We start from the raw sequence: 14,432 nt of genomic DNA on the forward strand, positions 1-14,432 counted from the left end.
GAGCCAGGGTAAGATCAACCTGGACAAGGGCCGGGTCAGCCTGCAGAAGAACCAGACGGTGTCCCTGGTCAAGGGCGGCAAGCCGCTGCTCTCGCAGGTCAAGATGGGCCTCGGCTGGGAGCCCGCGTTCCGCGGCAAGGACATCGACCTGGACGCCTCGGTCATCGCGTACGGCCCGAGCCGCAACCACGTCGACAGCTGCTACTTCGGCAAGCTCGCGATCCTCAACGGCGCGATCAAGCACTCCGGTGACAACCTCACCGGTGAGGGCGGCGGGGACGACGAGGTCATCGTGGTCGACCTGGGCCGGCTGCCGCAGGAGGTCTCGGGCCTGGTCTTCACGGTCAACTCGTTCTCGGGCCAGAAGTTCACCGAGGTCGCGAAGGCCTACTGCCGCCTGATCGACGCCGCCACCGACGAGGAGCTGGTCCGCTTCGACCTCACCGGCGCCGAGGCGCAGACCGGCGTGATGATGGCCAAGCTGATCCGCCAGTTCTCCGGCGAGTGGGAGATGACGGGCCTGGGCGAGTTCGTGAAGTCCCGTACGGTGCGCGGCATGGTGAAGCCGTCGGCGCAGGCACTGTAGCGCCGCAGCACTCCACGGGTCAGGGCGGTCACGCGGCGCGTGGCCGCCCTGACGCATCGCCCGGGTCCGGATCACGGTCCGCAGTCGGCGTATTGGTCCGCAGTCGGCGTATTAGGGTGTCGGCCTCCGGCGCCGTTCCGCCTTGAGAGGTCGCGCAGTGATATCTCGCCTCATCAGCTTCAAGTCCGTCTGGATAGCCGCCTCGCTCGTGGCGGTGGGCGTGATCGCGTGGCTCGCGTACGGCCTGACCGGCCCGGAGAAAGGCTACGAGGAGGTCGCGGCCGACCCGAAGCCGAGCGCCGCGGATGTCGTCGAGGTCGCGGGCGCCCCGGAACGGGTCACGCGTGCCGATGACGGCTCGCTGCTGCTGCGGTACCTGGCCAAGGCGGAGCGGGACAGGGGCGGTTGGGTCTACGCCGCCGCCTGGCGCCTCTACAGTCCGAGCGGCGCCAAGGTCGCGGAGTACGCCCGGCACGCCGAGTCCGACGAGGACGGCGACGACCAGGACACCGAGACAGTCTTCGGCACGTTCTACGGCACCGAGGGCGGCTTCGTCGTCGACGACGAGCGGGACGTCTACTTCCTCGACACCCGCGGCAAGAAGCACGCCGTGAAGAGGCAGCGCACTCCGGTGGCGAGTGCGAGCGGAGACGTACTGATCACCACCGCCACCTTCGACAAGGGGTCGTACGTCAACTACACGGACATGGTGTACCGGCCCTCGGACCGCACCCTGGCGCCCATCGCCGGCCTGCCCAAGGGCGACACCCCCCTTGCCGCCGTCGACGACCGGGGCACCCCCTGGTCGAGCCCCGGCTTCGGGGGGATCGCGCGGCCGGAGGACAAGGTCGTGTGGTGGGCGGACGGCCGGCGGCACACCTACCGGCTGCCGGAGTACCGCGGCGAGGTCGGCTTCGCCGCCGGTGCGGGCACCGCGGTCGTCGCGCTGACCGGGGCCCCGGAAGGCGGGAAGGACGGCGCGGCCCGCACCGCGCTCCATGTGACCACCGACGGCGGCAAGCACTGGCGGGTCGTGAAGAGTTCCGCGCGACTGCCGCTGAAGGACTTCGGCGAGGACGTGACACCGGAGCTCGACGTGTTCTCCGACGGCCGGATCTTCATCGGCGTCGAGGGACGTTCCTGGCTGGCCGACAGCGCCGGCAACCGCTCGTTCCACGAGGTGAAGCATCCGGTGCGGTTCAGCTCGGTGACCGCGCAGGGCGACACCCTCTACGGCCTGGCCGATGTCGCGGGCCGCGACGCCGAGATCCGCCCCCACCTGACCGTCGACGGCGAGGGACTCTGGATCTCGAAGAACGGCGGCCGCGACTGGACGCGCTTCGCGGGCGCCACGGACGACTGAGCCACACCACGCCACACCACGTTCCGCCCCGCTCCGGGCCGCGCCGTCATGAGTCCAACAACCCGTCACGTTCCGTCCAACGACGCGTCGCCCAGGGCCGGTTAGCTTGCCGCCCATGACTCCCCCCACCCGGAGAAGCATCCTCACGGCGGGCGGCCTCGCCCTCGCCACCGTCCCGCTCGGCGGTCTCACCGCCACCCAGGCCGCCGCCCGGCCACGGCCCGCGGCGGCCGCGTCCCTCGACGTGATCAGCGACGTGCAGGGCGACCTCGCCGACCTCGGCCGGGCCCTGGACAACCTCGCCTCGCTCGGCCGTTCCGACGCCCTGGTGATCGCCGGCGACCTGGTCGCGCAGGGCACGGTGCAGCAGTACGAGGACCTGTACGGCACGCTCGCCGACCACAGCCACCCCGAGCGGGTCCTGGCCGCGCTCGGCAACCACGAGCAGTACAACGCCGACCCCTTCGACGCCCAGGTCAAGCGCTTCCTGCAGTACACCGGCATGCCGGAGGTGTACTCACGGACCACCGCGGCGGGCCTGCCGCTCCTCTTCATCGGCACCACCGCCCCCGCGAAGAACGGCACGAGCCCGCCCTTCGTGACCCTCGGCGCCTCCCAACTGAGCTGGCTCGACGGCGCGTTGACGGAGCTCAAGGACCAGCCGCACGTCCTGGTCTTCAGCCACCACGTGCTGCCGGGCACCGTGTCGGGCACCACGGGGGCGGACGCGGCCCGCTTCTACGACCAGGACTTCGTCGACGAGACCGACCTGCTGACCATCCTCGGCCGCCACCCCAACGTGGTGTTCTTCTCCGGCCACACGCACTGGGACCTGAACCGCGACGACTGGGCCGCGAAGAAGGTCGTCGAGGGCGGCGACCCGGCCGGGTTCACGGTGATCAACACCGGGTTCATCCAGACCATGTTCGGCCCGGACGGCAACGGCGGCGAGGAGTCCCTCTCCGGCGCCGAGTCCCAGGGCCTGCGGGTCCTGGTCGGCGCCGACGGCCAACTCACCGTCGAGTCACGGGACTTCCGCAGGAACAAGCTGATCCGCAGCCTCGCCCTCTGAAACAGAAGACCGTGATACGGGCCCGCCCCACCCCCGTGCGGGCGGGCCCGTGTCCTACCGGGTGACGCGCGAAGCGACGCTCAGGCAACCCACGGCCAGTCCGCGTCCCGGCCCCGCTCAAGCAGCGGAACCATACGGAAAGCCGCGTCCGAAAGCCCCCCGAACACATGCCGGTTGGGCCCGCCCGACGCGCCGTGGCCCGCCCGGTACCCCGCGAGGTTCCAGGTGTAGACGGGCACGTCCGCCGGGATCTGCTCGGTCGGGTCGCCCTGCGCGTGGTACGTGTACTGCTCGTCCGTCACGATCAGCACCCGGTCGTGGCCCCGGTAGAAGCGCCGCACCGCCTTGGTCGTGTCGGTGCCGCCGAGGCTCCCGAACCGCTCCAGGACCTTGAGCACCGACTCGCCCGGCCGGCAGGTCAGCGAGGAGCTGGTGGTGCCGAACTGCACCAGCTCCGCGGACTCGGCCCGCAGCGCGAGCGCCGAACCGAAGATCGCCGCGGCGTCGGCCCGGTTGAGCTCCGAGCGCTCCGAGAGCCGGTCCCACATCGAGCCGGACCGGTCGACCAGGATCAGCGTCCGGCCGGGCAGCGCGGGCACGTTGGCAAGCGAGTGCCCGAGCGCCTGCTCCAGCGGGTACGCCCAGCGCAGCGACGGCGCGTGCTGGTACGCGGCGAGGTACCGGAAGGGGAACTGCCGCGACCGCGCCACCTCCGCCGGGTCCGAGATCTTCGCCGCGACCCGCCGCGCCACCTTGTCCGAGACCCCGGCCTCGTCGAAGTTCCGAAGGTTCCGTACGAGCGCCATGGCACCCATGGACGGGATCACGGCCTCCCAGGCGGCCTTGTCCATCGGACCCTGCAGCCAGCCCGCGAGGGCTTCCCAGGTGATCCCGGCCGCGGCGAGCCGCTCGGGCCCGTCGGGCGCGGTGACCACAGCGCGCCGCTCGGCGACCGGGAGCTCCATCAGGGCGCGGTGCGCGGCGAGCACCGGCACCGCGTCCGGCGGCACGGCCGTGTCCGGGTTGTGCCGCCGGTCGAGCGCGTACCGGAACAGCTCGCCCTGCCACGGCTTGTCCGGGTCGGGCGCCGCGTGCACGAGGTTGAGGATGTCGCCGAAGCGGTAGCCCTTGCTCGAAGTGTCGTACTTCAGCAGGGACTTGCCGTGGTAGAGCCGCCGTACCGCGTCCGCGACGCCCCGCTTGACGGGCTTCGGGAGGGCCCGGCCGTACGTCGCGGTCCAGTAGCCGAGCAGCTCGCCGGGCTCGTCGGGGCGGCGCAGGACGGAGGCGATGACCTGCCGGTTCGACGGGCCGTCGGTGGCCCCGGCGTCCAGGCGGGCCTTGACGTACTCGGCGGCGCCGACGAGGGCCGCGGTGCGCATGTTGCCCTCGCCGCGCAGCCAGGCGAGCAGGCCAGCGGTCCACTCCGGGTCCTCGACGGCGAGCCGGCGCACCAGCCGCGCGAAGCGGTCGTCGCGGGCGGTGCCGTCCTCGTAGAAGGTCTGCTGGGCCACGAAGTTGGCGATCGACAGCAGGAAGAGTTCGGAGCGTGCGTCGCGCTCGGTGCCGCGGCCGCCCTCGTGGGTGCGGAGCATGCGGCCGGTCGACGTCACGCGCGAGGTGCCGTGCGGTCCTGCGCCACGAGTGTTGAAACGCGCCATGAGAATTCCCCCGAATTCACTGTGTACGAATGCTGTGCTGCAGGGGAGGCGCAGTGCACGGCGGAGCCCGAGATCTGGATCGGCGACGGACTTTTCCGAATGCTCTACCCATTGAGCTACACCGGCCGGGAGCCGATGACGGGACTCGAACCCGCAACCCTTCGATCAAATGAAGTAACCGTTGCCTGCGCACCGGGCTCACCAGTGCCTTGGCCTCCCGAGTTCAAAGACGGCTGCGGCATCGATTCTTGAAAGGAAGTAGCCGCTGCCTGCGCACCGGGAGGTGCGTTCAGCAAGAATTACCTTACGAGTACGGGGAGTCGGGGCGCCAAGGGTTTTTCACCGGGCCGCGCGGGACTCAGCGCGACTCAGCGCGACTGCCGCTTCCAGGGCCCCGTGATGGCCAGCATGATGCCGGGCTCCTGGATGTTGGCGAACAGGGTGCTCCCGTCGGGCGAGAACACCACACCCGTGAACTCACTGAACTCCGGCTCCGCTTCGGTGCCGCCCGCCGCGTCAGCGGCTGATGTCACAGCCAGGTCGTTGCGGGCGATCGGGTACGTACGGCCGCTGTCGGTGGCACCGAAGAGATGCTGCTTGCCTTCTCCGTCTTCCGCGATGATCAACCCGCCGTACGGCGACACCGTGATGTTGTCCGGGCCGTCGAACGCGCCGTCCTTCGACGGGTCCGGGTTGACGCCGAGGAGCACCTTCAGGGTGAGGGTCCGGCGGCTCGGGTCGTAGAACCAGACCTGGCCGTCGTGCGGCTTGCCGGGGCTCTCGTCGCGGGCGTACGAGGAGACGAGGTACGCGCCGCCGTCCGCCCACCACATGCCCTCCAGCTTGCGGGCGCGGGTGGCCTCGTCGGGGCCGAACTGCTCGCGCACCGGGGTGGTGCGGGCGTCGCGGTCGGGCACGTCGGCCCAGTCCACGCCGTACACGGTGCCGATCTTGGTGGCGCGGGACAGGTCGTCCACGAACCGGCCGCCCGAGTCGTAGCACTTGGGCGCCTGCAGCACTCCGGCGTCGGCCCCCTGCTCCTCGGCGAGCGCGCGGAGCTTGCCCCGGCCGTGCTCGAAACCCTTCGGCGGCACCCAGCGGTAGAGGAGGCCGTTGGGCTCGGAGTCGTCCTCGGTGAGGTAGGCGTCGCCGCGCTTGGGGTCGACGACGACGGCCTCGTGGTCGTAGCGGCCGAAGAACTTCAGCGGCACGGGGTCGCGGTTGGCGCGCCGGTCGAGGGGGTCGACCTCGAAGACATAGCCGTGGTCCTTGGTCATGCCGTTCTCGCCGGCCCGGTCGGAGTTCTCCTCGCAGGTCAGCCAGGTGCCCCAACGGGTGCGTCCGCCCGCGCAGTTGGTGGACGTACCGGCGATGCCGACCCACTCGGCGACCTCGCCGCCGGGGCGTACCTCGACGACGGTGCAGCCGCCGGCCGCGGCCGGGTCGTAGACGAGCCCGTCGGTGAGCGGTACGGGGTGGTCCCAGTCGGCGCGCGGGCCCTTCAGCTCGTGGTTGTTGACGAGCAGGGTGGTACCGCGGGGGCCTTCGAAGGTGGCGGTGCCGTCGTGGTTGGAGGGCGTGGACTCGCCGGTCTCCAGCCGGGTCTCGCCGGTGCGGGTGATGATCCGGTACGTGAACCCGGCGGGCAGGGCGAGGATGCCCTCGGGGTCCTCGACGAGCGGCCCGTAGCCGGGTCCGTCGGTCTGCTCGGCGCCGTCGGCGGAGGTGACGTCCTGGGTGGCGAGGGCACCGTCGGTGGTGGCGAGCACTCCGGCGGTGCCGACGACGGCGACCCCCGCTCCGACGACGGCGGAGCGTCTGGTGAATTCCCTGCGGGTGAGCGGCATCGTCTCTCCTGAAGCGGTAATCCGGCCTGCCGGTGGGTTGGGTGCGGGGCTCACGGTCGCCGCCGCGTATAAACGGCGGTTGAACACCGTCCGACCTCTGGAGTGCCGCTTCGATGAACCTGCCTGCCACCGACCGCCGTGTCCTCGTCTCCGGAGCCTCCCGCGGCCTGGGCCGTGCCGTCGCCCGCGCCTTCGCCGCGAACGGCGACCGGGTCGCGGTGCACTACAACTCCCGCCGTACGGAAGCCGAGTCGACGCTCGCGTCCCTGGACGGCGGCGGCCATGTCCTGGTCGGGGGTGACATCTCTGACGCGGCGGGCGCGGCGCGGGTCGCCGACGAGGCCTTCGCCGGGCTCGGCGGCGGCGTGGACGTGCTGGTCAACAACGCGGCGGTCAACGTGCGCCATCCGCTGCCGGAGACGCCGTACGCGGAGTGGGCCGCTCAGTGGCAGCAGCACGTCGCCGTGAACCTGCTGGCCACGGCGAACCTGAGCCATCTCGCGGGGCGCCGCATGATCGACCAGGGCACCGGCGGCCGGATCGTCAACATCGGCTCACGCGGCGCGTTCCGCGGCGAGCCGGACCACCCGGCGTACGGGGCGACGAAGGCGGCCGTGCACGCGCTCGGCCAGTCGCTCGCGGTGTCGCTCGGCCCGTACGGGATCGGGGTAGCGTCGGTGGCACCCGGCTTCTTCGAGACGGAGCGGGTCGCGGCACGCCTCGAAGGGGCGGAGGGCGAGGCGATCCGCGCGCAGTCGCCGTTCGGCCGGGTCGCGGACGCGGACGAGATCGCGGCGGCGGTCCGCTGGCTGGCTTCCCCGGAGGCGGAGTGGGCCTCGGGCACGGTGCTGGACCTCAACGGGGCTTCGCACTTGAGGAGTTGAGCGGTTCTACTCCGCCCCCCGTTGTGGGCAGGCGTTCCGCCCAGCGGAACGATTGCCCACGACAGTGAAGGACTACCGCCCCGCAGACCTCGCCTTGAACGCAGCCTTCCGAGCCTCCTTGGCCACCCTCTTGTCAGGATGCAACCGCCCCATCGCCTCAAGCACGTCCGCCGTCGCGGGATGGTCGACGCGCCAGGCCGAGTCGAAGAACCCGCCGTGCTGCTGGGCCAACCCCTCGACGAGGCCCTGGAGTTCGTCGGAGTTGCCCTCGGCGGCAAGCTGCGCGGCGACAGTGTCGATGGTCAGCCAGTACACCATCGCCTCGGACGGCGGCGGCACGTCGGCCGCGCCGCGCTCGGCCAGCCAGACACGGGCGAGACCGCCGAGCTCCGCGTCGTCGAGCACCTCCCGCAGGGCGGGCTCGGCCTCGCCGCCGACCAGGGACAGGGCCTGCTGGCAGCGGAGCCGGCGCAGCGGCGCGTCCTCGTCCTCACCACGGGCCGCGGCCAGCAACTCCCGTGCGGCGGGCAGCGGTTGCCGCCGCTCCAGCCACAGCGCGGTCTCGGCGCGGGCGGCCCCGTCGGGGAAGTCGGCGGTGGCGGCCAGGAGCAGATCGGCACCCTTGTCCGCGAGCTCACCCACGACGGGCGCGTCAAGGCCGGCGTCCAGCATGCGGGCGCGTACGCCGTACAGGCCGAGAGGGGTGAGCCGGACGAGGCCGTACCGGCTGATGTCCTCCTCCTCGGGGGAGAGCTCGGCGGGCTCCTCGCCCGCCTCGGCCATCAGCGCCTCGTCGACGGGGCTGTACTCGACGAGTCCGACCGGTTCGAGCAGCCGGAACTGGTCGTCGAGCCGCATCATCGCGTCCGAGACCTGCTCCAGGACGTCGTCGGTGGGCTCGTCCATGTCGTCCGGCACGATCATGGACGCGGCGAGCGCGGGCAGCGGCACGGGGGTGTCGGCGTCGGTCTCCTCGCTGACGGTGAGGAGGTAGAGGTTGCCGAGGACGCCCTCCAGGAACTCGGACTCGCGCTCCGGGTCCCAGCCGAGGCTTTCGAGGTCGATCTCGCCGCCCTCCTGCAGGGCGTCCACGAGGTCGTCCAGGTCGGGTACGGCCGCGTCGGCGAGGACCGTGTCGAGGGCGCCGAGCCAGATGCCGAGCACGTCCTGCGGGGAACCGGCGGTGAGCAGGGCCAGGTCCTCGCCCTGGGTCACAGTGCCCTCGGCGTCGGCGTCGTCGGTGACGTCGGCTTCCTCGGTGAGTTCCACGAGGCCGGTGTCGACGGCGACCCGCCAGGCCTCGGCGGCGTATCCGGGGCCGTCCTCGTCGTCGGGGGCGTACCCGAGGAGTGCGGTGGCCGCGGGCAGCTGGGCTTCGACGAGTTCACCGCCCGCGCCGACCCGGGTGTCCGGCCCCGCCCAGCGGGCGAGCCGCACGGCGCGGGCGAGCAGAGGAACGGCGAGCGCGTCCCGTGCGAGTTCCGCCTCGGAGTTCAGCCGTACCGGCGGCAGGGTGGGGCGCTCTTCGGACATGGAGTGGCTCTCCTAGGACGGTCAGGTTTCGGCAGCCCCCCAGCGTAGACGGATTTCGTCCCGAGCCGCCCGGTTCATGGCCCCTTCGGCGGGCGTACACGGACCGAGCCTTGACAACTCCCTTGGCCACACAAGAGATTGACGCGCGTAGAGCCTGTGCCGGGTCGTGGCCATGAGGAATTTCGGACATGACCTGGTCCCCACCACCCTCTGGAGTCCACCGATGGCACCGATGCCACCGCACATGTCCCGCAGGTCCGCCGCCGTCGCCGCCGTGCTGAGCACCGCGCTCGCGGCCGGTCTGATCACGGTCGCGAGCACGTCGACCGCCTCCGCCGCCGAGGTCCGTGTGCACGACGTGCAGGGCGGTACGCGACTGTCCCCGCTCGCCGGTGAGCAGGTGAAGGACGTGCCGGGCACCGTGACCGGGGTGCGTTCCTACGGTGCGCGCGGCTTCTGGATCCAGGACACCGCGCCCGACGACGACCCGGCGACCAGCGAGGGCGTCTTCGTCCACACCGGCTCGACGGACCCGACCGTCAAGGCGGGTGACACGGTACGGGTTTCGGGCACCGTCACCGAGTACGTGCCGGGCGGCGCGGAGTCCGGCAACCAGTCGGTCACCCAGATCACGAAGCCGACGGTGACCGTGGAGTCGTCGGGCGGCGCGGTGCCGAAGCCGCAGCGGATCGACGCGGACGCGGTGCCGTCGGCGTACACCCCGAAGGGCGACGCGGCGGACGGCGGCAGCGTCAACAAGCTGGCCCTCGAACCGGAGGCGTACGCCCTGGACTTCTACGAGTCGCTTGAGGGCATGAACGTCTCGGTCGGCGACTCGCGGGTGGTCGGCGCGACGGACCCGTACCACGAGCTGTGGGTCACGGTGAAGCCGGACGAGAACCGCAGTAAGCGCGGCGGCACGGTGTACGGCTCGTACGAGGCGCAGAACACCGGGCGGCTGCAGATCCAGTCGCTCGCCCCGGTCGCCGAGGAGCCGTTCCCGAAGGCGGATGTCGGTGACGTGCTCTCCGGGACGACCGAAGGGCCCCTGGACTTCAACCAGTTCGGCGGGTACACGCTGGCGGCGCGCACGCTCGGCACGCTCACGAACAAGGACCTGGCGCGCGAGAAGACCCGCGCGCAGGGCGCGGACGAGCTGGCGGTCGCCACGTACAACGTGGAGAACCTGGACCCGAAGGACCCGCAGGAGAAGTTCGACGCGCTCGCGCAGGCCGTCGTCACCAACCTGGCGAGCCCGGACGTACTCGCCCTGGAGGAGATCCAGGACGACAACGGCGCTACGGACGACGGCACGGTGTCCGCCGAGGAGACGCTGAAGAAGTTCACGGCGGCGATCGCGAAGGCGGGCGGCCCGGCCTACGAGTGGCGCTCGATCGAGCCCGAGGACAAGAAGGACGGCGGCGAGCCGGGCGGCAACATCCGGCAGGTGTTCCTCTTCAACCCGGAGCGGGTCGCGTTCAAGGACCGGCCGGGCGGCGACGCGACGACGGCCACGGACGTGGTGCGTACCGAGGGCCGCGCGGCGCTCACCCACTCCCCCGGCCGGATCGATCCGGGCGCGGCGGCGTGGGAGAACAGCCGTAAGCCGCTGGCGGGCGAGTTCACCTTCCGCGGCCGGACCGTGTTCGTGATCGCCAACCACTTCGGTTCGAAGGGCGGCGACGAGTCGCTGGTCTCCCACCACCAGCCGCCGAACCGCTCGTCGGAGAAGCAGCGCCACGCGCAGGCCGCGTCGGTCAACGCCTTCGTGAAGAAGGCGTTGAAGGCGCAGCAGAACGCGGATGTGGTGGTCCTGGGCGACATCAACGACTTTGAGTTCTCGGACACGACGAAGGCCCTCACGGACGGCGGCGCCCTCACGGCGGCGGTCAAGTCCCTGCCGCGCGCGGAGCGTTACTCGTACGTGTACCAGGGCAACTCCCAGGTGCTCGACCAGATCCTGACGAGCCCGGGGATCGGCGACTTCGCGTACGACAGCGTGCACATCAACGCGGAGTTCGCCCAGCAGAACAGCGACCACGACCCGCAGGTGCTGCGCTTCAAGCCGTGAGCGTCGTGCCGGGGTGCCCTCTCCCGCCGAGGGCGCCCCGGCACCCGTCGTGGATGTAGCGACGCTTACCCCCACCCTGAAGCAGAATTAAGTGGAGTCCCGCCTACCGGGTGCCGAGACTGCACGCATGACCTCACCCTTCGGCCGCGCCCTCGGCGCGATGATCACGCCCTTCGACGCCGCCGGCGCCCTCGACCCGGACGGCGCGCAGCGGTTGGCGGCGCACCTGGTCGACGGCGGCTGCGACGGCCTCGTCCTGTCCGGCACCACCGGCGAGTCCCCGACCACGAGTGACGCCGAGAAGTCCACCCTGATCCGCGCCGTCAAGGAGGCCGTCGGCGACCGGGCCGCGGTGCTGGCGGGCGTCGGCAGCGCGGACACGGCACACACCGGCGAGCTGGCCCGCCAGGCCGAACGGGCGGGCGCGGACGGCCTGTTGGTGGTGACCCCGTACTACAGCAGACCGCCGCAGGACGCGATCGAGGAGCACTTCCGTACGGTCGCGGACGCCACGGGCCTCCCGGTGCTGCTTTACGACATCCCGGGCCGCACCGGCACCCGCATCGAACCGGACACGATGGTGCGGCTCGCCGGGCACCCGCGGATCGTCGGCGTGAAGGACTGCGCGTACGACGTGCTCGGCACGCAGAAGGTGCTGGCCCGCACGGAGCTGGCGTACTACACGGGCTGCGAGGAGTACATCCTGCCGCTGTACGCGGTCGGCGGGGCGGGCTACATCAGCACGGTCGCCAACGCCGTACCGGCCGAACTCCGCGCGATCCTCGACGCGTTCGACGCGGGCGACACAGCGGGCGCGGCCCTGCTGCAACGCCTGGCGCTGCCCCTGATCGACCTGATGATGGCGAACGGCCTACCCGGCACGGTCACGGCCAAGGCCCTGCTCGGAGCGCTGAACCTCCCGTCGGGCCCGGTACGGGCACCGCTGCGGGCGGCGGGGGCGGAGATGGTGGGACGGCTGGTGACGGCGTACGAGGCAATCACCGAATCCAGCCTGTCGAGGGCTTGAGGCCGACCCAAATTCAGCCCGTCCGGCACTAGAGGCCGAACCAAGTCCAGCCCGTCCGGCGTTTGAGGACGAGCCCGAAGGGCGACTTACGGCAACCGAGCCAACGGAAACCGCAAGTCGCCCCAAAAACACCCTCAGTTGGAGTGCAGAACCTCGTTCAGCCCACCCCACACAGCATTGTTGGGCCGAGCCTCAACCGCACCGGTGACGGAGTTCCGCCGGAACAGAATGTTCGACGCACCGGAAAGCTCGCGAGCCTTCACGATCTGCCCGTCGGGCATCGTCACGCGCGTACCGGCGGTCACGTACAGCCCGGCCTCGACCACGCACTCGTCGCCGAGCGCGATACCGACACCAGCCTCCGCACCGACGAGGCAGCGCTGACCGATGGTGATGCGGACGTTGCCGCCACCCGACAGCGTGCCCATCGTGGACGCGCCGCCGCCGATGTCGGAGCCGTCACCGATGACGACGCCCGCGGAGATGCGGCCCTCGATCATCGACGTACCGAGCGTGCCGGCGTTGAAGTTGACGAAGCCCTCGTGCATGACGGTGGTGCCCGCCGCGAGGTGCGCGCCCAGGCGGACCCGGTCGGCGTCGGCGATACGCACACCCGCGGGCGCGACGTAGTCCGTCATGCGCGGGAACTTGTCGACCGAGGTCACGGAGAGGTGCAGGCCCTCCGCGCGGGCGTTGAGCCGGACCTTCTCCAGGTCGTCCACGGCGACCGGCCCGAGCGAGGTCCAGGCGTTGTTGGAGAGCAGCCCGAACAGCCCGTCCAGGTTCTGGCCGTGCGGCTGGACCAGGCGGTGGCTGAGCAGGTGCAGGCGCAGGTACGCGTCGTGCGCGTCGAGCGGCTTGTCGTCCAGCGACGCGATGACCGTACGGACGGCGACGGTCTCGACGCCGCGGCGGGCGTCCTTGCCGATGGCCTTGGCGGCGCCCTCGCCGAGCAGTTCGACGGCGCGCTCGGCGCTGAGCTTCTCGGTTCCGGCGGGGCCGGGCTCGGCGGAGAGCTCGGGGGCGGGGAACCAGGTGTCGAGAACGGTGCCGTCGGCGGTGAGGGTGGCGAGGCCGGCGGCGACGGCGCCGGTGGTGCGGGAAGTCGTGTCGGTCATGACAGGAAACCTAACCGGCGCGCCCCCGCCGAGGCGAACCGGTCTCACCGTCCGGTCGCGCGCCGCGCGTCCCCTGCCCCGGCCGGGCCGTCGATGACCCGGGCGAGGACCTCGTGCGCGTACGCCTCGTCGTAGGCACCACCGGTGAGCAGCACCTGCAGACAGATGCCGTCGATCAGGGCCGCGGTCGCGCGGGCCGTGACGTGGTCGGTGCGGCGGGCGATGAGTTCGGTGACCTCGTCGCACCACTCGGCGGCGACCGGCCGGAGCGCGGGGCGGCGCAGCGCCGCGAGGTAGAGCTCGTACTCCAGCTCCACACCGGGGCGGTCGCCGTCGAGCCACTCGCCGGTGAGGCGGGCCAGCTCGGCGGCGAGGTCGGCACCGGGGTCGGCGAGGGCGCCGCCGTGCTCCCGTACGACCTTCGCGAAGCCCTCGTTGGTCTGCCGCAGGGCGGCCACCATCAGGTCGTCGAGGGTCTTGAAGTGGTACGTGGTCGAGCCGAGCGGCACATCGGCCTCGGCGGCGACGGAGCGGTGGCTGAGGCCCGCGATGCCTTTCGCGCCGACCACCCGGATCGCGGCGTCGATGATCCGCTGGCGCCGCTCGGGGTCGTACCGCCGCGCCGCCATCAGTGCGCCCCGCCGAGGTTGAGCAGGACGACACCGGCGATGACGAGCGCGATCCCGGCGAGCTTGGCGAGGCCGACGCCCTCACCGAGGAAGAGCATGCCGATGACCGCGACGGCGGCGGTGCCGACGCCCGCCCAGATCGCGTACGCGGTGCCGACCTGCATGGTCTTGAGGGTCTGCGCGAGCAGGGTGAAGGCGAGGAGATATCCGGCGACCGTGGCGATCGAGGGCCAGAGCCGGGTGAACCCCTCGCTGTACTTCATGGCCGTCGTCCCGGCCACCTCCGCCGCGATCGCCGCGGCCAGCAGTCCGTATCCCATGTGTACCAGCGTACACATGGCTGTGTACGGGCGTACACAGCACCGCGATCCGCACGGTGACGCCCCGACGGGCTACCGTTGCCCGGCCCGAGGGGGAATCGACACAGGAGCGAGCACGATGGCGAACGACAAGGGGCGGGGCGGGTCCGAGGGCATGGACGGACCCGACGACACCGGACGACCGGACGACACAGACCGGCAGGAACCCGCGTCCCACGAGACCGCACCACAGGACGCACCGAAGGACACAGCGCCCGAGGACACCACACCGCAGGACGCCGCACCGCAGGAAACCGCGCCGCCCGGCCCGGCCCCGCACCC

Annotated in this window: 12 protein-coding genes and 1 pseudogene; 7 read left to right on the forward strand and 6 right to left on the reverse strand. The window is 71.5% G+C overall.

Features of this window, described 5'->3' with window-relative positions:
* The 3 genes from GUY60_RS22015 to GUY60_RS22025 form a co-directional block, all read left to right on the forward strand.
* Positions 1-586 (forward strand): TerD family protein (locus GUY60_RS22015; protein WP_161700487.1); only part of this gene is annotated, 586 nt, incomplete at its 5' end.
* Positions 587-743: 157 nt separating this feature from the next.
* Positions 744-1,949: a hypothetical protein gene (locus GUY60_RS22020; protein ID WP_161700489.1), complete on the forward strand. Its 1,206-nt coding sequence runs from the start codon at positions 744-746 to the stop codon at positions 1,947-1,949.
* A gap of 115 nt (positions 1,950-2,064) precedes the next feature.
* Positions 2,065-3,021 (forward strand): DUF4073 domain-containing protein, encoded by a 957-nt coding sequence (locus GUY60_RS22025; protein ID WP_161700491.1) that lies wholly within the window; start codon positions 2,065-2,067, stop codon positions 3,019-3,021.
* A gap of 80 nt (positions 3,022-3,101) precedes the next feature.
* Here GUY60_RS22025 and GUY60_RS22030 read toward each other — a convergent pair whose 3' ends face one another.
* Together GUY60_RS22030 and GUY60_RS22035 are read right to left on the reverse strand one after the other, a co-directional pair.
* Complete coding sequence (locus tag GUY60_RS22030) at positions 3,102-4,682, reverse strand: TROVE domain-containing protein (RefSeq protein WP_161700493.1); 1,581 nt, start codon at positions 4,680-4,682, stop codon at positions 3,102-3,104.
* A gap of 368 nt (positions 4,683-5,050) precedes the next feature.
* The gene (locus tag GUY60_RS22035; RefSeq protein WP_161700495.1) at positions 5,051-6,529 is read right to left on the reverse strand and encodes an alkaline phosphatase PhoX; all 1,479 of its coding nucleotides are present in this window, start codon (positions 6,527-6,529) and stop codon (positions 5,051-5,053) included.
* A gap of 113 nt (positions 6,530-6,642) precedes the next feature.
* Here GUY60_RS22035 and GUY60_RS22040 point away from each other — a divergent pair, with 113 nt between their 5' ends.
* Positions 6,643-7,413, forward strand: coding sequence for an SDR family NAD(P)-dependent oxidoreductase (locus GUY60_RS22040; RefSeq protein ID WP_161700497.1), 771 nt, complete (start codon positions 6,643-6,645; stop codon positions 7,411-7,413).
* Positions 7,414-7,485: 72 nt separating this feature from the next.
* Here GUY60_RS22040 and GUY60_RS22045 read toward each other — a convergent pair whose 3' ends face one another.
* Positions 7,486-8,946 (reverse strand): hypothetical protein, encoded by a 1,461-nt coding sequence (locus tag GUY60_RS22045; RefSeq protein ID WP_161700499.1) that lies wholly within the window; start codon positions 8,944-8,946, stop codon positions 7,486-7,488.
* A gap of 223 nt (positions 8,947-9,169) precedes the next feature.
* On the opposite strand from GUY60_RS22045, the gene GUY60_RS22050 reads away from it, so the two are divergent.
* Both GUY60_RS22050 and dapA read left to right on the forward strand, forming a co-directional pair.
* Positions 9,170-11,017, forward strand: a complete 1,848-nt coding sequence (locus GUY60_RS22050) for a DUF8508 domain-containing protein (RefSeq protein WP_246235432.1) — start codon at positions 9,170-9,172, stop codon at positions 11,015-11,017.
* 127 nt (positions 11,018-11,144) lie between these two features.
* Positions 11,145-12,044, forward strand: a complete 900-nt coding sequence (dapA, locus tag GUY60_RS22055) for a 4-hydroxy-tetrahydrodipicolinate synthase (RefSeq protein ID WP_161700501.1) — start codon at positions 11,145-11,147, stop codon at positions 12,042-12,044.
* A 134-nt stretch (positions 12,045-12,178) separates the two neighbouring features.
* Here dapA and dapD read toward each other — a convergent pair whose 3' ends face one another.
* The 3 genes from dapD to GUY60_RS22070 are packed head-to-tail and all read right to left on the reverse strand — an operon-like array spanning position 12,179 to position 14,111.
* Positions 12,179-13,162 carry a 2,3,4,5-tetrahydropyridine-2,6-dicarboxylate N-succinyltransferase gene (gene dapD, locus GUY60_RS22060; RefSeq protein ID WP_161700503.1) on the reverse strand — a complete coding sequence of 328 codons (984 nt, stop codon included), beginning with the start codon at positions 13,160-13,162 and terminating at the stop codon, positions 12,179-12,181.
* A 44-nt stretch (positions 13,163-13,206) separates the two neighbouring features.
* Positions 13,207-13,791, reverse strand: a complete 585-nt coding sequence (locus GUY60_RS22065) for a TetR/AcrR family transcriptional regulator (RefSeq protein WP_161700505.1) — start codon at positions 13,789-13,791, stop codon at positions 13,207-13,209.
* Positions 13,791-14,111, reverse strand: a complete 321-nt coding sequence (locus tag GUY60_RS22070; RefSeq protein WP_161700507.1) for a DMT family transporter — start codon at positions 14,109-14,111, stop codon at positions 13,791-13,793. The genes GUY60_RS22065 and GUY60_RS22070 overlap by 1 nt, the downstream gene beginning before the upstream one ends.
* A 118-nt stretch (positions 14,112-14,229) precedes the next feature.
* On the opposite strand from GUY60_RS22070, the pseudogene GUY60_RS22075 reads away from it, so the two are divergent.
* Positions 14,230-14,432: pseudogene (locus GUY60_RS22075) on the forward strand (hypothetical protein); the annotation flags it as partial.

The sequence above is a fragment of the Streptomyces boluensis genome (assembly GCF_009908195.1).
GTDB lineage: Bacteria > Actinomycetota > Actinomycetes > Streptomycetales > Streptomycetaceae > Streptomyces > Streptomyces boluensis.